The sequence below is a fragment of the Ruegeria sp. YTSC002 genome, from assembly GCF_059609845.1.
This window is the reverse complement of the sequence record NZ_JBXWML010000002.1, coordinates 388881-407076: the sequence shown is the minus strand read 5'-3', so window position 1 is coordinate 407076 and position 18196 is coordinate 388881. Positions and strand designations below refer to the sequence as shown.

Here is an 18196-nt window from a genome sequence, read left to right as displayed (position 1 = left end):
AAATCACACAGAGGGTCTGATGTCCAGAAAGCTTCTTCCAGTTTCGATCACGGTTGCATTGATGGGAGGAACCGCCATCGCGGACGTTCCGAACGTTGCGGTCGATATCGCGCCTATCCACTCGCTTGTTTCCCGGGTTATGGACGGCGTCGGAACACCGGCCCTGATCGTCGCACCAGGTGCCTCGCCTCATGAATACAACCTGCGCCCGTCCGAGGCGGCGGCATTGCAGGATGCCGATCTGGTGTTCTGGGTGGGAGAAGACCTGACACCTTGGATGGAAAGCGCCATCGAAAACCTTGCCGACAGTGCGACGGTCACGTCCCTACTTGACGCCGATGGTACGGTTCTTCTGGAGTTCCGCGAAAGCGCCGTTTTCGAGGCACATGATCATGCCGGCGAAGAGGAACATGATCATGATGATGAGCACGTCGAAGACGACGGGCACGATCATGATGATCATGAACATGATCACGACGACCACGCCAAGGATGATGACCACGATCACGAAGAACATGCCGATCAAGAAAAGCATGATGAGCATCACGATCACGCGCATGGCGAGCACGATCCACATGCATGGCTTTCACCCGCAAATGCAGAAACCTGGCTGAACCTGATCGCCGCACAGCTGTCGTCTGCCGATCCGGACAATGCAGGTGCATATTTTGCCAATGCCGCAGCCGCGCGCGCTGAAATGGCCGCGCTGTCTGCACAAGTGGCCGAGACGCTTGGACCGGTTCGCGGAGGAAGCTTCGTCGTGTTCCATGACGCCTACCAGTACTTCGAAGACGCATTTGACTTCCCTGCCGCAGGTGCGATTTCCATCGCCGACGCCTCGGACCCGAGCCCGGCTCGTATCGCCGAGATTCAAAGCCGTATCCGCGAAGAAGGTATCAACTGCGTTCTGGCCGAGCCACAGTTCAACCCCGGCATCGTCAAAACCGTGCTGGACGGGACCGAGGCCAAAACGGGCGTCATCGATCCGCTGGGCTCTGATCTGGAACCCGGAGCGGATCTCTACCCGCAAGTCATTCTCAACATGGCAAAAACTCTGGCCGAGTGTCTCTAACCCCGTTGCAAACCCGGCTCGGGTTGAGAAACCGGCCGGGTTCAACCTTTCAGGAGACAGGGCGGATCAGCTCGCAGACCGAAAAAACCAGCAGCTGCATCATGTCCTACGGCAATGTCAGGGAAACCTGACGTTGCCGCTTCTCTGACCCAGCGTGTTGCAACCAAACGATCCTTCAGGAACACATCTCAATCGCCAACGCGCTTGTCAGATCGCCTCGGAAACGGATTGGTCTCACTCCTTGAGACGTGCTTTTAGGAAGGTGATTTCAAACCCAGCTTTTTCAGGGCTGCATCCGCTGCCCGCGTCCACCTTTCCCGAAGGGCAGCGTTGGTGCTGTGGCGCAAGCCAAGTGATCTCAGATGCTCAAATCGTTTCGGGTCATCCCTCCCGAAAGACACAGCTACGCGGGGCCACCAATAGTCCACAGCGTCTTGCATATCTTGCGACTCTCCGTTTTCAACCAGCTTCACAGCACCTTCCAACGCCAGTTCGCCGTGATGCGCCTCGACCGGCGCGATCTGCCGGAAAGCCTCGGCGAGTGGTTGATAAGAGACGGTCGAAAACTCCGCCAGTTGCTCTGCCACGGCACGGCTCATCAGCAGGTTCATGACGACGGCGTCAGTCCAACCGGCAATCGGATAATTGAACACTGCAAGCCGCATGTCATGTTCGCTGCGGGTCGCGCCGATATCCGCTTTTCGATCCAACCGGGCAGTCCAGGGGTGATGCGTGGCATAACGATCCGTGTCGGCGCCGAACTCACCCATGATTTTCAGAACCCGGTCCGCGTGGTCCGTCTTTTCCAGCACGATCTTCGCCGCCGCGATACGTTCCTTTATGCCAGGGCCCTGGTTGATGACATCAGCAAAGCCTGCGGCACCTGCGAGTTCGCTGTCCACAAACGTAGCCATCAGTTTCATCAGCTCGGCGCGGTAACGCGGCGGTACGTTGGTCGGATTGGTCAGCACTCCGCCTGCGGCCAGGTAGCTGTCGAGTGTCATGGCGTCGGTCATTGATCCTCTCCCTTTACTGGTCGTAGTCCACGACCACACGGTCGGTCACCGGGTAAGCCTGACAACTCAGCACGTAACCTTTTTCGACCTCGTAATCTTCCAGCGCGTGATTGGCGAGCATCTCGACCTCGCCCTCAAGAACACGGCAGCGGCAGGTCGAACAAACCCCGGCTTTGCAGGCGTAAGGCGCGTCCATGGCATTTTCCAAGGCTGCATCCAGAATGGACTGATCTTTCGGCAAGGTCACGGTCTGCGTCGCGCCATCCAATGTGATCAAAGCGCTGGTCTGGTTTGCCTGCGTGCCTGCCTCTGCCGCACTTGTCTCGCGCTTGGCCCGACCCGGCTGGGCGCTGGCAAAGAGTTCGAACTTGATCTGGCTGTCCTCAAGACCGTGTTCCCGCAGAGCGGCGGCAATACCCAGCATCATCGGCTCTGGTCCGCAGATGAATGCGGTGTCGGCAGTCTTGACATCGATCCAGTGCTTGAACAGCTCGCGGCATTTTTCCTGCGTTACCAGACCGGTGAACAGGTCAATCTCCTGCGCGTCCGTTTCCAGAATGTGGATGACGTTCAGCCGGCCCATATAGAGGTTCTTCAGATCCTCCAGTTCTTCACGGAACATGATCGTGTTGATGCCCTTGTTGGCATAGATCAGCGTAAAACGGGATTTGGGTTCGCGGGCCAAAGTGGTTTTGAGGATCGACAGAACAGGCGTGATCCCCGATCCGCCGGCAAAGCCAAGGTAGTGTTTTTCCGCATCCGCATCGATGGGTACGTGAAAATTGCCCATTGGTGGCATCGCCTGCACGACGTCACCTATGCTGAGCTCTTCATTTGCCCAGCTTGAGAACGCGCCACCCTCGACGCGTTTTATGCCGACCTGAAGAACACCGTCATCCTTGCCGGCACAGATGGAGTAGGAGCGGCGCAGTTCTTCGCCGTCGAATTCGCGCCGGAACGTCATGTACTGGCCGGCGGCGAAGTCGAACTGATCCGCTGCGCCGTTAACGGGTTCAAGCGTAACGACAACCGCATCGCGGATGGTTTTGTGGATGTCGGTGACTTTCAGGTCGTGAAAACGTGCCATCCGGTGCTCCTCCTCAGATGCACTTGAAATAGTCAAAGGGTTCCAGACAGACCGTGCAGCGCCAATGGGCCTTGCACGGGGTCGAGCCGAACTGGCTGACCTTTTCGACTGCTTTGCTGCCGCAATGCGGGCAGCGATCCGGGCCGCCCGCGGGTTGCGGCGGCGCAATTCCATAGTCTTCCAGCTTGGCGCGGCCTTTTTCGCTGAGCCAATCGGTGGTCCAGGCGGGTGAAATGCTGGTTTCTATGCGCAGATCCCCGATGCCGTGATCGCGCAGCGCGGTTTCGATATCCAGACTGATGATGGATGTCGCCGGGCAACCGGAATACGTTGGCGTGACGGTTACGACCAGCGTGTCAGCATCCCAGCGCACATCGCGCACTATGCCCAAATCCACGACGGAAATCACCGGGATTTCGGGATCGGGCACGGCATCCAGCCAGCTCCATATCTGGTCAGTCGAGACCCGCATCCGCTCTTACCACTTTGCTCCGGGATAGGCGCGTTGCAGCCATTGCATCTGCGTCAGCAGATGGCCCAGATGTTCGGTATGCATGCGCCCGTCGCGGCCGCCTTTATGGGCAAAACGGCTTTCCGGAATACTCAGCGTTGCCTGATTGAGGACCCGCTCAACCAGCGCGTCGTATTCCTCTCGCAAATCCGCCGGGTTCGGCGCGATACCTGCGGCGACCATCTGGGCGTCAACCTCGTCGCTGGCAAACATCTCGCCCACATAGGGCCACAGGTAATCCAGTGCGTCCTGCATCCGGGCATGGCTTTCCTCGGTTCCGTCACCAAGCCCCACGACCGTGTCGCCCGAACGTTCCAGATGGTAGGTCACTTCCTTGCTGGCCTTGGCGGCGATTGCCGCAACCCGCTGGTCCGAAGATGCCATCAGGCGTCCCAGCATGATCGAGTGCCACGCATCGAACAGGAATTGACGCATCAGCGTACGACCGAAATCGCCGTTCGGCACCTCGACCAGCAACACGTTGCGGAAATCCCAGGCGTCGCGCAGGAAAGCCAGATCGTCGGCGCTTTTGCCACCATCGGCCTCTCCTGCAAGGCCCAGCCACATCTGGGTCTGGCCAATCAGGTCCAGCGCGGTGTTGGCCAGCGCTATGTCTTCTTCCAGAACCGGCGCATGGCCGCACCACTCACTGACACGATGCCCGAGGATCAGTGTGTTGTCCCCCATCCGCAGCAGGAATTGCAGAAATGCCTCATCCCGGGTCATCACATTGCCCCCACTTCATCGGGAATGTCGAAGAAGGTCGGGTGCCGGTACACCTTGCTTTCGCTTGGTTCGTACAGCGGGCCTTTGTCGCTGGGCGATGACGCCGAGATATTGTTGGCTTCGACCACCCAGATCGAGACGCCTTCGTTGCGGCGGGTGTAGACGTCGCGCGCGTTCTTGATTGCCATTTCCGCGTCAGGGGCATGTAGCGAACCGACATGTCGGTGGCTCATCCCATGCTGACCGCGGATGAAGATTTCCCACAGGGGCCATTCGGTATTCATCGGGTATCCTCCTCAGGGTAAGCTTATTCAGCAGCCAGATTGCCGGCCTTTTTCTTGCGGGCGTGGGCCAACAGCCCGTCACGGACCCACTTGCCGTCGTCCCATGCCTTGTTGCGCGCGGCCAGCCGGTCCACGTTGCAGGGGCCGTTGCCTTTGATCACGTCAAAGAACTCGGACCAGTCGGGTTCCGTAAAGTCGTAATGCCCCCGCTCTTCATTCCACTTCAGATCCGGGTCAGGGATCGTCAGGCCCAGATACTCAGCCTGCGGCACGGTCTGGTCGACGAATTTCTGGCGCAGCTCGTCATTGGTGTTGATCTTGATCTTCCACGCCATCGACTGGGCCGAATGCACCGAGTCCTTGTCGGACGGGCCAAACATCATCAGTGACGGGTACCAGAAACGGTTCATCGCATCCTGCGCCATCTTGCGTTGCTCGGGCGTACCTTCGGCCATCTTGCGAATGGCATCGTACCCCTGACGCTGGTGAAAGCTTTCTTCCTTGCAGATGCGGATCATCGCGCGCGAATACGGCCCGTAGGACGTTCTTTGCAGCGGCACCTGGTTCATGATCGCCGCGCCGTCAACCAGCCACCCGACGGCACCGATATCGGCCCAGTTCAAGGTCGGGTAATTGAAGATCGACGAGTATTTCATGCGGCCATCCAGCAGCATCTCGGTCAGCTCATCGCGGCTGACACCCAGCGTTTCGGCGGCACAATACAGGTAAAGACCATGCCCGGCCTCGTCCTGCACCTTGGCGAGAAGGATCGCCTTCCGCTCCAGTGTCGGCGCGCGCGTGATCCAGTTGCCTTCGGGCAATTGACCCACAATCTCGGAATGAGCGTGCTGACCAATCTGACGGATCAGCGTCTTGCGATACCCGTGAGGCATCCAGTCCTTGGGCTCGATCTTGATATCCGCGTCGATCCGCGCCTGGAATTCAGCAAGCTTGTCCGGATCTTCATTCGATGCTTCGGATTCTACCATCTGAGCATACATGTCCCGTCTCCTCCGTTACACGCGTTCAAGTATAAGGGCCGCACCCTGCCCGACACCCACACACATGGTGCACAGGGCATAGCGCCCGCCGGTACGTTTCAATTGATAGGCCGCGGTCAGCACAAGACGCGCACCGCTCATGCCAAGGGGATGGCCCAGCGCTATCGCACCACCATTGGGGTTCACGTGGGCCGCGTCGTCGGGAAGACCCAGCTCGCGCAATGTGGCAAGGCCCTGAGACGCAAACGCCTCGTTCAGTTCGATCACGTCCATCTGATCCACGCTCAGCCCTGCCCGGGCCAACACCTTGCGGCTGGCCGGTACCGGGCCGATGCCCATCACACGTGGCGCAACACCCGCAACCGACATGCCAACCACTCGGGCCATCGGGGTCAGACCGTTCTTGGCTGCTGCGGCCTCATTCGCCATCAGAATCGCCGCCGCACCATCATTCACACCAGACGCATTCCCCGCCGTCACGGTCTTGTCGGGCCCGTTCACACCTTTCAGACCCGCGAGTTTTTCGGCCGTTGTTCCCGGGCGCGGGTGCTCATCCGTATCAACGACAATCGGATCGCCCTTGCGCTGGGGAACCGAAACCGGGGTGATTTCATCCTTGAACACGCCTGCCGCGTGCGCGGTGGCCCAGCGGGACTGGCTGCGCGCGGCAAAGACATCCTGGTCTTCCCGGCTGATACCATAGTCTTCGGCGACATTGTCGGCCGTTTGCGGCATGGAATCGACGCCGTATGCCTGCTTCATCTTCGGGTTCACGAAACGCCAGCCGATCGTGGTGTCGTACACCGCATTGCTGCGGGTAAACGCCGAACTTGCCTTGGGCATCACGAACGGCGCGCGCGACATGCTTTCCACGCCCCCCGCGATGGCCAGATCGTAGTCGCCCGCCTTGATGCCGCGCGCCGCCATTCCCACAGCATCCATGCCGCTGGCACATAGACGGTTCACCGTCGTTCCCGGAACGTCAATCGGCAAACCCGCCAGAAGAGCAGCCATACGCGCAACGTTTCGGTTGCTCTCGCCCGCCTGATTGGCATCGCCATAGATCACGTCGTCAACACTGGCCCAGTCGACCTGAGGGTTGCGCGCCTTCAATGCCGCCAACGGAAGAGCAGCCAGATCATCTGTGCGGACCGACGATAGCGCCCCTCCGTACCGTCCGATCGGAGTGCGCGTCGCGTCACAAATGAAAGCGTCCATCTTAGAGTACTCCTGTTCCCACGGAACAATATCAACCGTCTGGTCGGTTAATAAATCCTCCCCTGATTCGATGCAAGACTTATGTTACTCAATCTTCTCACATGTCGCACATCCTGTAACATTAAAGGTGCCTTCTGACCGAAGCGGTTTTTGCGACGGCACAAAACAGCGCAGTCACTTTTTGATTATGGCAGGAAACCCAACAGCTCGCCCGAACTTTGCCCCGCTGTGGGTCAGTCCATCAGTTCGGCTTCCAAGCTCGATAGCGAGGGGCGCGGCAGCCTTTCCAACAAGTGCGAGACAGCTTCTCTGCACGCCGCACCTTTCCAGTCGTCCGGCAGGAAAACCGGCGGCAGGCTTGGATGGCGCAGAACGATGCGTCGCCAGGCGTGCACGACCAGAACACGCAGAACCGCCGAACGCATCGGATCGCCCGCCCCCTCTGCGGGCAAAAGCCGCTCAACAACCTGAATGGCATCCCAGAATTGATCATAGGCGGTTTTCAACGGCTCCGGCCCGCACAGGTCGCGAAGCCAGTTCGGGACGGAGATCGTGTCGCTCTCGAAACCCAGAAGCTCCTCAAGATCATCCGGCATCGGCCCGGGCGCCATGGCCGTGGACGCATTCAGCGAGAAGTAATCCCCTGTCAGCATCAGATCCGACAATTCCTTCCGGGAACTTTCCGAGTTGCTGGCGATAAGAACATGCCAGATATCCGGCATGTTCGAGTCGCGGGAATAGATACGCGGTGCGGCTGCAACGCTTTGACGGCGACCAAAGCTGGTCAGCCTGTGCACACTGTTCCGACCGACCCGCGTGCTTTCAATCCAGCCTTCCTTGCGCAACCGATGCAACGCAACCCGTGTGGCCTCGGCCCTGATCCCCGCCAGACGCGTAAGCGCCGTGATGAGTGATCCACTGATCTGATCCGACCCATCCTGCGCCAGATCGCCGAAAATCGTGACCAGAACTGACCACACCCGCTGGGTGCTTGTCGTGGTCAGCCGGCTGACACAGGATTCAAACCAATCTGGAGCAGTATCTTTCATTTGCCCAGTATAATCGGGCCCGAAGGAAATGCCATCCGGCCCCGCACGCCCAGTTTCGTACAGGGTCAGGATTTCGCCAACCGGGTCGGTTCAGTCAAGCGCTGTCGGGCAAAACAAGTGATCCGCCAAAGTGGTGCCATCTGTGCACCGCCCGCGTTGCGCGCCGCTCTATTTGGCGTGCATGTCACGTTTGCGGTTGCGTGTTCGTTTCGTGGCCTCTTCCGAGCCGTCGTGATAGGTTCCGAACCACTTGTCCCAGGGCATTTCCGCGTTGCCGTAATTGCATTCGTAATAACGGTGATGCAACTGGTGGAAAAACGCCCCGATCAACAACGCCTGACGGTCGCGCGCCCAGATGGCCTCGTACCCGGAATGAGACGAGGCGGCACCCAGCATAAGCCAATAGCCCAGAAAGATCATGTGCACCGGGTGGCTGGGCAATACCAACACGATCAGGATGGCGCTGAGATACCCGAAAGCCTCGACCGGATGCATCGACATGCCCGACCATGGGCCGGTATTGACGTTGCGGTGATGCACGGCGTGAACATGTCTGTAGATGAACGGCTGATGCAGAAGCAGGTGTACAACGTAGAAATGAAAGCTCTGCCAGATCGCCAGGGTCGGGAACAGCAACACGAACCAGACCGGATGCGCCGCGAAGCTGAGCGTGGCGATATAGTTGTTGGCATACATCCAGCGCAGAAAGCACTCCAGCATCGACAGGAATGTCGCGCCAAAGACCATCGAATGGTAGATGTTGTCCCACGTCTGATAGCCGAACTTGTACAAAGTGTTCTTGCGCTTCATGTAAGGCCGTGGGTCGTATTTCAGCAGCTTTCCCTGCCCGTCGACCCCATAGAACCACATGTGCAGGCCACCGGCGACGATCAACAGTAGCACCCAGTTCCGAATGAACACCCATGACACCCAGCCCGGGGCAAACGAGGCCTGCCCGACACCGACGGGTTGTACCCAGAAGGCCACCAGGAAGGCCAAGGCCAGAAAGATCGAGCGGTCCGAGAACTGAAGCCAGTTCTGCCAAACCCATTTCGCCAGGACGCCGGTTTTCGGCGGCCAGTTCCAGTACGGGGCGTATTTCACCGGCAAGTTCGGGTGCCAATGCCATTCGCGGCTCATGGGGCCGGGCTCGGGGGGTGCTTTGGTGGTGTCCTGAGGGTTCCCATCTGGGGTCGTCACGCGATTGTCCTTTCCTGAATAAAGTCGCCTTTTTCAGGACCAAGCCGGAGGCGGCTCGTAAGGATGTTTGCGTGATGGCCGGCGATACATGATGTGACCTATTCGCGGGACGGGCGGCGGTTGTCGACCGCTTTGCGCGACCTGCCCCGCCCATCCGGTTTCTTGCGGACACCGGCAGCGGAAAGCGAACCGTTCCCCCCAGAAACGGCGGCACGAAAAACGGCCAGACGTTCCAGCCGATTTGCTTCAGGCGTGATGCAGGATCCGCCCATGTCGGCGAATGCAACGGCGCAAGAATGATGATCCGCCATACAGTAGATCCGTTTCCTGCCCGCCGCGCACCGCCCTATTCGGCGGCCTTCAGGTCAGATCCTTGCGGGATCACTTCGTAACCGGGCTCTTCAGGTTCATCGTCCCGCATTTCCGATGGGAACCCCGGCGCGCGGATTTCCAGCCCGGTTTTGTCTTCAAGCCGGCGGATGATGTTGGGGGAAAACTCACGAGGGCCGTATTTCTCGATCCCGTCCCTGAAAATCTCGATCATCAGCGGATTGATCTCCAGCGGCACCCCGGCGCGATCCGCGACCTCCTGAAACAGGCCGATATCCTTCAACACCAGGTCCATCGTGAACGAGATATCGCGAGATCCGTTTAGGATAACCTGGCTTTCGGTTTCATGCACGAAGGATGTCCCCGAACTGATCTTCATTGCTTCATACGCCGTGTTCAAATCCATTCCGGCGGCCTTGGCGACGACAAGCGCCTCTGAACAGGTGATCAGGTTTGCGGTGGCCATATAGTTGGTCAGCACTTTCAGCACCGAAGCAGATCCCAGCTCACCGGTATGAAGGATGCGACGCCCCATCGTGGTCAGAAAGGGCAGAATACGTTCGAACGTGGCGCGATCACATCCGGCAAAAATCGAAATGTTGCCGGTATCCGCCCGATGACACCCGCCCGAAACCGGACAATCGACGGCAGCGCCACCGCGTTCCTTCACCATCGCACCCAGACGCTTGACCTCTGCTTCATCCGTCGTGGACATTTCCATCCAGATTTTGCCCTCGGTCACTTCGGGCAGCATTTCCTGCATCACGGCGTCCGAAGCCGCCGGAGAAGGCAGGCAGGTGATGACCGCATCACAATCCCGCATCAGTTGTGCCGGATTCTCGGCAGCCTTTGCCCCGCGGTCGACGAAACCTGACACCAGGTCAGAACTCAGATCATGTACGGTCAGATCAACGCCATTGCGCAGCAAACTGCCACTGAGTTTCCCGCCGACATTTCCAAGGCCGATGAATCCAACTTTCATACCTGCGTTCCCTTTCCGGTGGCCAATCAGAGGACCAGCACTGTTGTTCCCTGATGAAATCTACGGGCGTTGAATGCAGCGTGTAAAACGAATAAACATCGCCAGCATCCATAAAATTTTTTGGTGCTGGAAATGTCTAAATCGCCCAATCTGGTCTGGCTGCGGTCTTTTGACTGTGCCGCACGGCATATGAGCTTTACTGCTGCGGCAGAAGAACTTGGCATCACACAGACGGCCTTGAGCCTGCACGTCCGCTCATTGGAAGCTCAGCTGGGCTGTCCTTTGTTCTTTCGCGCCGCGCGCAACCTCAGCCTGACAGAGGTCGGGCAGGCCTATGCGTTTTCAGTTCGGCGTGCCTTGGGCGATATCGACCTGTCAACCGCAAGCCTGTTTGGCTCCAGTCAAAAGCACGAGCTGGTCGTGCGTGTGCCGATTTCCACGGCCAGCTTGTTCCTTGCCGGCAGATTGCCCGAGTTTTCACGCACACACCCGGGTGTGTCGATCAGGTTGGTTTCAAACATCTGGGCAGAATCCGCAGGCAGGGAAAACGTCGATGTCGAACTGCGTTTGGGGAACGGGGAATGGAACGACGGGCCGTTCAGCAAGATCTCGGATGAGCGCATCGTTCCGGTTGCTGCCAGATCACGAGAACGGAAATGGCCTTCGACGAAAGAACTGCTGGTCAAGCCCCAGATACAGATTTTGGGATTTCAGGACATGTGGCACCGGTATTTTTCCGCTTTCGGCACAGAGTATTCTCCTGCGGCGTCTGCCTTCACCGTGGACACGACAATTGCCGCCGTGGACATCGTGGCGGAAGGTGGAGGATACGCTGTAATCCTTGAGCGCTTTGCCAGAACGGCAATCGAGGCCGGAAGATCCATCGCGATTGTCGGGGACGCCATTCCAATCGAACAGAGCCATTTCCTTGTCGATGGCCAGAGATCGAACGCGAACTCTGCGGCAAAACAGATGTTTGAAACCTGGCTCAAACAGGTTTTTGCCTGAGACGTGCCTGCGGGCAATGAGTTCAATCTTCTGTATTTGCCCAGTTACGCGCGTGCCCGCGTCTGCTTGCTGATCCAGTTTGCAAAAGCCTGAACCGCGTCGTTCTTCTGACCAGTTGGCGTCGCAATGTAATAGGCGCTGTTCGACGTGTTGGTGATCTGGCCGATTTCGGTCAGAACGCCGGACGCCAGCTCTTCTTCTATCAGGTAAGAGGGCAGAATGGCGGCACCCAAACCGACGACGGCGGCCTCGATCAGCATCGAGAACTGGTCAAACCGCATCCCCGGAAAAACCGCCCCCGGATCCAGCCCGAGTTGAGAGTGATAGGTGGACCACAGTTCGGGGCGCGAGGTCAGATGCAAAAGCGGCAGATCAAAGGTTTGCGCGCGGGTGTCCAGCCTGTGACGTCTCAGCAGCGCGGGTGCTGCCGTGACCATCAGATGCTCGGGGAACAACCTGCGCAGTTGCGCACCCGGCCAATCCTCCTGCCCGAAATGGATGGCCAGATCCATGCGTCGTTCTTCAAGGCTGAAAGGAGTCGTGTAGGAATGCAGATCCAGTTCGATCCCGGGATGGCGCGTTTTGAAATCCGGCAGGCGCGGCACCAGCCACCGTGTCGCAAAGGTGGGCAGGACGGCCAGGGTCAACAGCGACGCACCGTCTCCGGCTGCAATTGCACGGTTGATCGTACCACTGAGACGCTCAAGATCACCTGCCAGCTCGTCCCGCAAGGCCCGCCCCGCCTTGGAAAGGCGCACTGCGCGTCCGACCCGCCGAAACAGCGTAACGCCAATCGCGGCCTCAAGCTCTCGGACCTGACGGCTGATCGCGCTTTGGGTCACGCCAAGCTCCTCGGCCGCCATGGTATAGCTTTCATGGCGCGCGGCGGCTTCGAAACTGCGCATGAGCGCAAGAGATGGAAGTGAATTGATCCGGGGCATGACATTCATGAGTTTTAGTCACTGAAAGGATACTTACTGGCGTATTTTTCTCAAGTGACTTTCTGGCTAGAACCGAACCTGTTTGCAGAGGAAGGTTCATGGTGTTCCAGCGCGCTGACCGGTTGAACGGTATCGAATTGTCGGAAATCGTCCAGATCTCAGAGACCGCCGCCCGCCTGCGCGCCCAAGGGCGTGATATTCTTGCGCTGTCTACCGGCGAACCGGACCTGCCGACGCCGCCCCATGTGGTCGAAGCTGCGCATTCAGCGGCACTGGAGGGCAAAACCAAGTACCCGCCCACTGCGGGTGTGCCTGCGCTGCGCACGGAAATCGCCCGACAAGCGGGGGCCGAGATGGCTCAGGTCATCGTTTCAACAGGCGCGAAACAGGTGATCGCGAATGCCATGCTGGCCAGCCTTAACCCCGGCGACGAAGTGATCATGCCTGCACCTTATTGGACGAGTTATTCCGATATTGTCCGGATGGCAGGTGGGGTGCCGGTGGTTTTGCCCTGCCCGATGGAGCAGGGCTTCAAACTGCTGCCTGAACAATTGCAGGCCGCCATTACGCCGCGCACCCGCTGGCTGATGCTGAACTCGCCCTCGAACCCGTCGGGCGCGATTTATTCGAAGGCAGAACTTGCGGGGCTGGCAGAAGTGCTGAAGCACCACGCGCAGGTCTGGGTTCTGGCCGATGAGATTTATCGCCATCTCAGCTTTGCACCTTTCACGTCCGCGGCCGAGGCCGCCCCGGCGCTGACCCATCGCATGCTGATCGTCAACGGTGTGGCCAAAGCGTGGTCGATGACTGGATGGCGCATCGGCTGGGGGGTCGGACCGACCGATCTGATAAGCGCCATGATCGCTGTTCAGGGTCAGGTCACATCAGGGGCATGCTCGATCTCGCAATGGGCCTCGCTGGCCGCGATCACTTGCGAACCCGAGTTGCTGGAGGAGCGTCGCGCCCTGTTTGTCGCGCGCCGCGATCTGGTCGTCGACGGGTTGAATGCCGTGCCCGGGCTGCGCTGTTCCACCCCGGACGGGGCGTTTTATGCCTTTCCGTCCTGCGCTGGCCTGCTGAAGGAACAAGGCGGGCCATTTGACAGCGACGCGGAATTCTGCACGTGGTTGCTGGAAGATGCCGGCGTTGCCCTGGTGCCCGGCCGCGCCTTTGGGATGCCGGGCCATTTTCGCCTGTCGTTCGCTTATGCCGAAGATACTATTGCAGCGGGCCTTGCACGTCTGAAAACCGCTGTGGAAAGGAAACTTGCATGAAACCTCAATCCGCCCCGCATCTCGGTCCCTTCACCTGGGACGACCCGTTCCTGATGGAAGACCAGTTGGCCGAAGACGAACGCATGGTTCGTGACGCAGCACATGCCTACGCGCAGGACAAGCTGCTGCCTCGGGTAACTGCCGCGTTTGCCAATGAAGAAACCGACCCGGCCATCTTTCGCGAGATGGGTGAGATGGGTTTGCTGGGGACAACCATCCCCGAGGAATATGGCGGCATTGGGTCCAGCTATGTGACCTATGGCCTGGTCGCGCGCGAGGTCGAGCGTGTGGACAGCGGCTATCGTTCGATGATGTCGGTGCAGTCCAGTTTGGTGATGTATCCGATTTACGCATACGGCACCGAAGAGCAGCGCCAGAAGTACCTGCCCAAACTGGCAACCGGCGAATTTATCGGCTGCTTCGGGCTGACGGAACCCGATGCCGGTTCCGACCCCGGTTCGATGAAGACCGTCGCAAGGAAAACCGAGGGCGGCTATGTGCTGAACGGGTCCAAAATGTGGATCTCGAACGCCCCGATCGCCGATGTGTTCGTCGTTTGGGCCAAGTCCGAGGCGCATGGCGGCAAGATCAAGGGCTTTGTTCTGGATAAGGGAACGGCGGGACTGTCGGCGCCCAAGATCGAAGGCAAGCTGTCTCTGCGCGCCTCGATCACCGGTGAGATCGTGATGAACAATGTCGAGGTCGGCGAAGACGCTCTGCTGCCCAATGTCGAAGGTCTGAAGGGCCCGTTCGGCTGTCTGAACCGTGCGAGGTACGGCATTGCCTGGGGGTCGATGGGCGCCGCCGAGGCGTGCTGGCACGCGGCCCGGCAATACGGGCTGGACCGCAAACAGTTCGGCCGTCCGCTGGCGCAGACTCAACTGTTCCAGCTGAAGCTTGCCAACATGCAGACCGAGATCACGCTGGGCCTGCAAGCCGCGCTGCGCGTGGGTCGCCTGATGGACGAGGCCCGCGCCGCGCCCGAGATGGTCAGCCTGATCAAACGGAACAATTGCGGCAAGGCGCTTGAGATCGCCCGTCATGCCCGCGACATGCATGGTGGCAACGGGATCAGTCAGGACTTTCACGTGATCCGTCACATGGTGAACCTTGAAACCGTCAACACCTATGAAGGCACCCATGATGTGCACGCCCTGATCCTGGGCCGTGCGCAGACAGGTCTGCAAGCCTTCGCCTAAGGACATCTGACATGGATCGCGCCGCAATCGTGCATGACAATTTCCTGCGCCGTGTTGCGGCGCGGGACTTTCCCGAAGGGTCCGCACCGACCGGGCCGCTGAGCGGTCATGAAGCCGTCGCGCTTTACAGGGCGCAATGCCTGAGCCGGGCGCTGGACCGGCAAAGCCGCGCGATGCAGACGGCCGGTCAGGGGTTCTATACGATCGGGTCGTCCGGACATGAGGGCATGGCGGCCGTTGCCGCAGCCCTGCGCCCGACCGATCCGGCCTTTCTGCACTACCGCGATGCGGCCTTTCAGATTACCCGCTCGGATCAGGTGCCGGGCCAAAGCCCGACATGGGATATTCTGCTGTCCTTTGCCTCGTCTTCCGAGGACCCGATCAGTGGCGGGCGTCACAAGGTTCTGGGATCGAAAGCGCTGTGCATTCCGCCGCAGACCTCGACCATCGCCAGCCATCTTCCCAAAGCGGTCGGCGCGGCATATGCCGTCGCCGCTGCACGGCGTCATCGCCCTGAGCATGCAGACATGCCCGAGGATGCCATCGTATTTTGTTCCTTCGGGGATGCCTCGGCCAACCACTCCACCGCACAGGGCGCGTTCAACACGGCGCAGTGGACGTCCTTTCAATCTGTGCCTCTGCCCCTGATGTTCTGCTGCGAAGACAACGGGATCGGCATCTCGACCAAAACGCCGAAAGGCTGGATCGCGGCCACTTTCGCCAACCGTCCGGGCCTGAAGTATTTCTCGTGCGACGGGTTGGATTTGTTCGACACCTACCGCGTCGCGCAACAGGCGGCCGACTATGTGCGCAGCCGAAAGAAACCCGCCTTCCTGCATGTTCGGACTGTTCGTTTGTACGGTCACGCCGGGGCCGATATGCCAACCACCTATATGCCAAAGGCCGAGGTTGAGGCCGAAGAGGCCAACGACCCGCTGCTGCATTCCGTGCGCCTGCTGGATCAGTGCGGCGCGATGAGCCCGGACCAGGCGCTAGGCGTCTATAGTGATACCTGCGCCCGGGTCGCCCGCGTGGCCGAACAGGCTGTTACACGCCCGCGCCTGCAAAACGCAAAAGAGGTGATGGCCAGCCTGATCCCGCCCGCACGCCCCTGCGCGCCGACCAACGGCCCAACCCCCGAGCGTCGGGCCGAGGTGTTCGGCGGCGATCTCAAGGCCCATTCCGAACCGCAGATCATGTCGCGATTGATCAACTGGGCCCTGACCGATCTGATGCTGGAACATGGCGAGATCGTTATGATGGGCGAAGATGTCGGGCGCAAGGGCGGCGTTTACGGCGTGACCCAAAAGCTGCAAACACGGTTTGGCCCTGACCGGATGATCGACACGTTGCTGGACGAACAGTCGATCCTGGGCCTGGCGATCGGCATGGCGCAGAACGGGTTCACGCCAATGCCTGAAATCCAGTTTCTGGCGTATCTTCACAATGCCGAGGATCAGCTGCGTGGTGAGGCCGCCACCCTGCCCTTTTTCTCGAATGGTCAATATACCAATCCGGTGGTCGTGCGCATTGCCGGGCTGGGGTATCAAAAAGGGTTTGGGGGACATTTCCACAACGACAACTCGGTCGCTGTATTGCGAGACATTCCGGGCCTGATCCTGGCCTGCCCGTCGAACGGTGCCGACGCCGCGCGGATGCTGCGTGAATGCGTGCGCCTCGCGCGTGAAGAACAGCGGCTGGTCGTCTTCCTCGAACCCATCGCGCTCTACCCGATGCGGGACCTGCACGAGGCCGGAGACGGCGGCTGGATGCAAACCTATCCCGACCCTTCTGAAAAGATCGGATTCGGCGAGGTGGGCGTGGACGGTGACGGTGACGATCTGGCCATCGTCACCTTTGGAAATGGCGTCTATCTCAGCCATCAGGCGCGCACGGCCTTGCAGGCCGACGGGATCAAGACACGGATCATCGATATGCGCTGGTTGTCCCCTTTGCCCAAAGCGGCACTGACACGGGCCGTAACCGGGGCCAAACGCATCCTGATCGTCGACGAAACCCGCCACCATGGCGGCGTGGCCGAAGCTTTGATGGCGCATTTCCACGAAACCACCGATGTGCAGCTGGCTCGTATTACCGCCGAAGACAGCTTTATCGCAACAGGCCCGGCCTATGCTGCAACCATGCCATCGAAAGACAGTATCGAGGCCGCCGCGCGATCCTTGATGGAGGCCGGCACATGAGTTCCGCCAAACAGACTGCCGTCGTCATCTGCCCTGGCCGGGGTACTTACAACAAACCCGAACTGGGTATCTTGAGCCGGCAATTCAGCGACAAGGCCCTGCTGCGGCGCTTTGATGACATGCGGCGCGCCCAGGGACAAGATACCCTCAGCGAACTGGACGGTGCCGCCCGATATTCCATTGCCAAGCACACGCGCGGCGACAATGCATCTGCTTTGATCTATGCCGCTACTCTGGGCGATTTCCGCGCCATCAACCCTGACAAAATCGAAGTGGTTGCGGTTACGGGAAATTCGATGGGCTGGTATTCGGCGCTGGCCTGCGGCGGTGCGCTGTCAGCCGAAGGAGGGTTCGAGGTGGTCAACACCATGGGCACTCTGATGCAGGAAAACATGATCGGCGGCCAATTGATCTATCCTTTCATGGATTCCGACTGGCATCCTGACCGGGTCCGCAAGGCAGAGCTGCTTGCCTTGGTGGATGACATTGACCGAACCGATGCAACGCTGACGCTGTCGATTGATCTGGGCGGCATGTTGGTGCTTGCAGGCGATGACGCCGGTTTGGCCGCGTTCGAAAAGGCCGTACCGGTGGTTCAGGAACGTTTTCCAATGCGATTGGCCAACCATGCCGGGTTCCATTCGCATCTTCAGGCTCCGGTCTCGGCGCAGGGCCGCACGCAACTGGGCGCTGGCCTGTTTCGGCAACCGGACCTGCCCCTGATCGACGGTCGTGGCCGGATATGGTGGCCCGGAGCGTGCGACCCGAATGCGCTTTGGGATTACACATTGGGCCACCAAGTGACCGAAACTTATGATTTCACCCATGCCATAGCGCAAGCCGCGCATGAGTTCGCACCGGATCTGTTCATTGTGACCGGTCCCGGCACCACGCTGGGCGGAGCCGTCGCACAAAGCCTGATCCTGACCAATTGGTCCGGACTGTCGGACAAGTCGACATTCCAGTCTCGCCAGAGAAACAGCCCGATTCTGTGTTCGATGGGAATGGATGATCAAAGGAAACAGGTGACATGAACCTGCGGGCCCGCCGGTCAGCCTCTGAGCCGGCGCGCCGGGATTGCCAAGCCGTCTCAGAAA

At 59.5% G+C, this 18196-nt stretch carries 18 protein-coding genes; 6 read left to right on the top strand and 12 right to left on the bottom strand.

Annotation, left to right across the window (positions count from 1 at the left end; all coding sequences use genetic code 11):
* Positions 1-19: 19 nt before the first annotated feature.
* Positions 20-1072, top strand: a complete 1053-nt coding sequence (locus AC2FFD_RS07100; RefSeq protein WP_496872669.1) for a zinc ABC transporter substrate-binding protein — start codon at positions 20-22, stop codon at positions 1070-1072.
* 254 nt (positions 1073-1326) lie between these two features.
* On the opposite strand, the gene AC2FFD_RS07095 is transcribed toward AC2FFD_RS07100, so the two are convergent.
* The 11 genes from AC2FFD_RS07095 to AC2FFD_RS07045 all read right to left on the bottom strand — a co-directional run bounded on the left by AC2FFD_RS07095 (position 1327) and on the right by AC2FFD_RS07045 (position 10476).
* Positions 1327-2088: a Phenylacetic acid catabolic protein gene (locus tag AC2FFD_RS07095; RefSeq protein ID WP_425079116.1), complete on the bottom strand. Its 762-nt coding sequence runs from the start codon at positions 2086-2088 to the stop codon at positions 1327-1329.
* Between the two features lie 13 nt (positions 2089-2101).
* Positions 2102-3175, bottom strand: a complete 1074-nt coding sequence (locus tag AC2FFD_RS07090; RefSeq protein ID WP_496872668.1) for a 2Fe-2S iron-sulfur cluster-binding protein — start codon at positions 3173-3175, stop codon at positions 2102-2104.
* A 13-nt stretch (positions 3176-3188) separates the two neighbouring features.
* A complete protein-coding gene (gene paaD / locus AC2FFD_RS07085) occupies positions 3189-3647 on the bottom strand; it encodes a 1,2-phenylacetyl-CoA epoxidase subunit PaaD (protein WP_496872665.1) in 459 nt (152 codons plus the stop codon).
* A 6-nt stretch (positions 3648-3653) separates the two neighbouring features.
* Positions 3654-4412, bottom strand: a complete 759-nt coding sequence (gene paaC, locus AC2FFD_RS07080) for a 1,2-phenylacetyl-CoA epoxidase subunit PaaC (RefSeq protein WP_170346878.1) — start codon at positions 4410-4412, stop codon at positions 3654-3656.
* The gene (paaB, locus tag AC2FFD_RS07075) at positions 4412-4696 is read right to left on the bottom strand and encodes a 1,2-phenylacetyl-CoA epoxidase subunit PaaB (RefSeq protein ID WP_050604311.1); all 285 of its coding nucleotides are present in this window, start codon (positions 4694-4696) and stop codon (positions 4412-4414) included. The genes paaC and paaB overlap by 1 nt, the downstream gene beginning before the upstream one ends.
* Before the next feature lie 23 nt (positions 4697-4719).
* Positions 4720-5697 (bottom strand): 1,2-phenylacetyl-CoA epoxidase subunit PaaA, encoded by a 978-nt coding sequence (paaA, locus tag AC2FFD_RS07070; protein ID WP_152460123.1) that lies wholly within the window; start codon positions 5695-5697, stop codon positions 4720-4722.
* A gap of 15 nt (positions 5698-5712) precedes the next feature.
* The gene (gene pcaF / locus AC2FFD_RS07065) at positions 5713-6915 is read right to left on the bottom strand and encodes a 3-oxoadipyl-CoA thiolase (protein WP_496872662.1); all 1203 of its coding nucleotides are present in this window, start codon (positions 6913-6915) and stop codon (positions 5713-5715) included.
* A gap of 233 nt (positions 6916-7148) precedes the next feature.
* On the bottom strand, positions 7149-7964 hold the full coding sequence (locus tag AC2FFD_RS07060; protein ID WP_170556109.1) for a PaaX family transcriptional regulator C-terminal domain-containing protein: 816 nt from the start codon (positions 7962-7964) through the stop codon (positions 7149-7151).
* Positions 7965-8132: 168 nt separating this feature from the next.
* The gene (locus AC2FFD_RS07055; protein WP_496872659.1) at positions 8133-9164 is read right to left on the bottom strand and encodes a sterol desaturase family protein; all 1032 of its coding nucleotides are present in this window, start codon (positions 9162-9164) and stop codon (positions 8133-8135) included.
* A gap of 98 nt (positions 9165-9262) precedes the next feature.
* Positions 9263-9475 (bottom strand): hypothetical protein, encoded by a 213-nt coding sequence (locus AC2FFD_RS07050; protein ID WP_496872657.1) that lies wholly within the window; start codon positions 9473-9475, stop codon positions 9263-9265.
* A 35-nt stretch (positions 9476-9510) separates the two neighbouring features.
* Positions 9511-10476 (bottom strand): NAD(P)-dependent oxidoreductase, encoded by a 966-nt coding sequence (locus AC2FFD_RS07045; protein ID WP_425079120.1) that lies wholly within the window; start codon positions 10474-10476, stop codon positions 9511-9513.
* Between the two features lie 132 nt (positions 10477-10608).
* Here AC2FFD_RS07045 and AC2FFD_RS07040 point away from each other — a divergent pair, with 132 nt between their 5' ends.
* Positions 10609-11484: a LysR family transcriptional regulator gene (locus AC2FFD_RS07040; RefSeq protein WP_425079121.1), complete on the top strand. Its 876-nt coding sequence runs from the start codon at positions 10609-10611 to the stop codon at positions 11482-11484.
* 44 nt (positions 11485-11528) lie between these two features.
* On the opposite strand, the gene AC2FFD_RS07035 is transcribed toward AC2FFD_RS07040, so the two are convergent.
* A complete protein-coding gene (locus AC2FFD_RS07035) occupies positions 11529-12434 on the bottom strand; it encodes a LysR substrate-binding domain-containing protein (protein WP_496872656.1) in 906 nt (301 codons plus the stop codon).
* An 89-nt stretch (positions 12435-12523) separates the two neighbouring features.
* Between AC2FFD_RS07035 and AC2FFD_RS07030 the strand changes: the two genes are divergently transcribed.
* Genes AC2FFD_RS07030 through AC2FFD_RS07015 form a run of 4 tightly spaced genes read left to right on the top strand, consistent with a single transcriptional unit; the run spans position 12524 to position 18133 of the window.
* Positions 12524-13699 carry a pyridoxal phosphate-dependent aminotransferase gene (locus AC2FFD_RS07030; protein WP_496872655.1) on the top strand — a complete coding sequence of 392 codons (1176 nt, stop codon included), beginning with the start codon at positions 12524-12526 and terminating at the stop codon, positions 13697-13699.
* Positions 13696-14898 (top strand): acyl-CoA dehydrogenase, encoded by a 1203-nt coding sequence (locus tag AC2FFD_RS07025; RefSeq protein ID WP_170346870.1) that lies wholly within the window; start codon positions 13696-13698, stop codon positions 14896-14898. The genes AC2FFD_RS07030 and AC2FFD_RS07025 overlap by 4 nt, the downstream gene beginning before the upstream one ends.
* An 11-nt stretch (positions 14899-14909) precedes the next feature.
* Complete coding sequence (locus AC2FFD_RS07020; protein WP_496872653.1) at positions 14910-17099, top strand: thiamine pyrophosphate-dependent enzyme; 2190 nt, start codon at positions 14910-14912, stop codon at positions 17097-17099.
* Positions 17096-18133, top strand: coding sequence for an ACP S-malonyltransferase (locus AC2FFD_RS07015; protein WP_496872651.1), 1038 nt, complete (start codon positions 17096-17098; stop codon positions 18131-18133). Before AC2FFD_RS07020 ends, AC2FFD_RS07015 begins: the two co-directional genes overlap by 4 nt.
* Positions 18134-18196: the final 63 nt, after the last annotated feature.

What these genes read in the sequence shown, in the direction of transcription:
- AC2FFD_RS07050 (WP_496872657.1), bottom strand. Translation starts at nt 9,475, where the DNA reads ATGGCGGATCATCATTCTTGCGCCGTTGCATTCGCCGACATGGGCGGA.
- AC2FFD_RS07030 (WP_496872655.1), top strand. Translation starts at nt 12,524, where the DNA reads ATGGTGTTCCAGCGCGCTGACCGGTTGAACGGTATCGAATTGTCGGAA.
- AC2FFD_RS07045 (WP_425079120.1), bottom strand. Translation starts at nt 10,476, where the DNA reads ATGAAAGTTGGATTCATCGGCCTTGGAAATGTCGGCGGGAAACTCAGT.
- paaD (WP_496872665.1), bottom strand. Translation starts at nt 3,647, where the DNA reads ATGCGGGTCTCGACTGACCAGATATGGAGCTGGCTGGATGCCGTGCCC.
- paaA (WP_152460123.1), bottom strand. Translation starts at nt 5,697, where the DNA reads ATGTATGCTCAGATGGTAGAATCCGAAGCATCGAATGAAGATCCGGAC.
- AC2FFD_RS07025 (WP_170346870.1), top strand. Translation starts at nt 13,696, where the DNA reads ATGAAACCTCAATCCGCCCCGCATCTCGGTCCCTTCACCTGGGACGAC.
- pcaF (WP_496872662.1), bottom strand. Translation starts at nt 6,915, where the DNA reads ATGGACGCTTTCATTTGTGACGCGACGCGCACTCCGATCGGACGGTAC.
- paaB (WP_050604311.1), bottom strand. Translation starts at nt 4,696, where the DNA reads ATGAATACCGAATGGCCCCTGTGGGAAATCTTCATCCGCGGTCAGCAT.
- AC2FFD_RS07100 (WP_496872669.1), top strand. Translation starts at nt 20, where the DNA reads ATGTCCAGAAAGCTTCTTCCAGTTTCGATCACGGTTGCATTGATGGGA.
- AC2FFD_RS07040 (WP_425079121.1), top strand. Translation starts at nt 10,609, where the DNA reads ATGTCTAAATCGCCCAATCTGGTCTGGCTGCGGTCTTTTGACTGTGCC.
- AC2FFD_RS07090 (WP_496872668.1), bottom strand. Translation starts at nt 3,175, where the DNA reads ATGGCACGTTTTCACGACCTGAAAGTCACCGACATCCACAAAACCATC.
- AC2FFD_RS07015 (WP_496872651.1), top strand. Translation starts at nt 17,096, where the DNA reads ATGAGTTCCGCCAAACAGACTGCCGTCGTCATCTGCCCTGGCCGGGGT.
- AC2FFD_RS07060 (WP_170556109.1), bottom strand. Translation starts at nt 7,964, where the DNA reads ATGAAAGATACTGCTCCAGATTGGTTTGAATCCTGTGTCAGCCGGCTG.
- AC2FFD_RS07095 (WP_425079116.1), bottom strand. Translation starts at nt 2,088, where the DNA reads ATGACCGACGCCATGACACTCGACAGCTACCTGGCCGCAGGCGGAGTG.
- AC2FFD_RS07035 (WP_496872656.1), bottom strand. Translation starts at nt 12,434, where the DNA reads ATGAATGTCATGCCCCGGATCAATTCACTTCCATCTCTTGCGCTCATG.
- paaC (WP_170346878.1), bottom strand. Translation starts at nt 4,412, where the DNA reads ATGACCCGGGATGAGGCATTTCTGCAATTCCTGCTGCGGATGGGGGAC.
- AC2FFD_RS07020 (WP_496872653.1), top strand. Translation starts at nt 14,910, where the DNA reads ATGGATCGCGCCGCAATCGTGCATGACAATTTCCTGCGCCGTGTTGCG.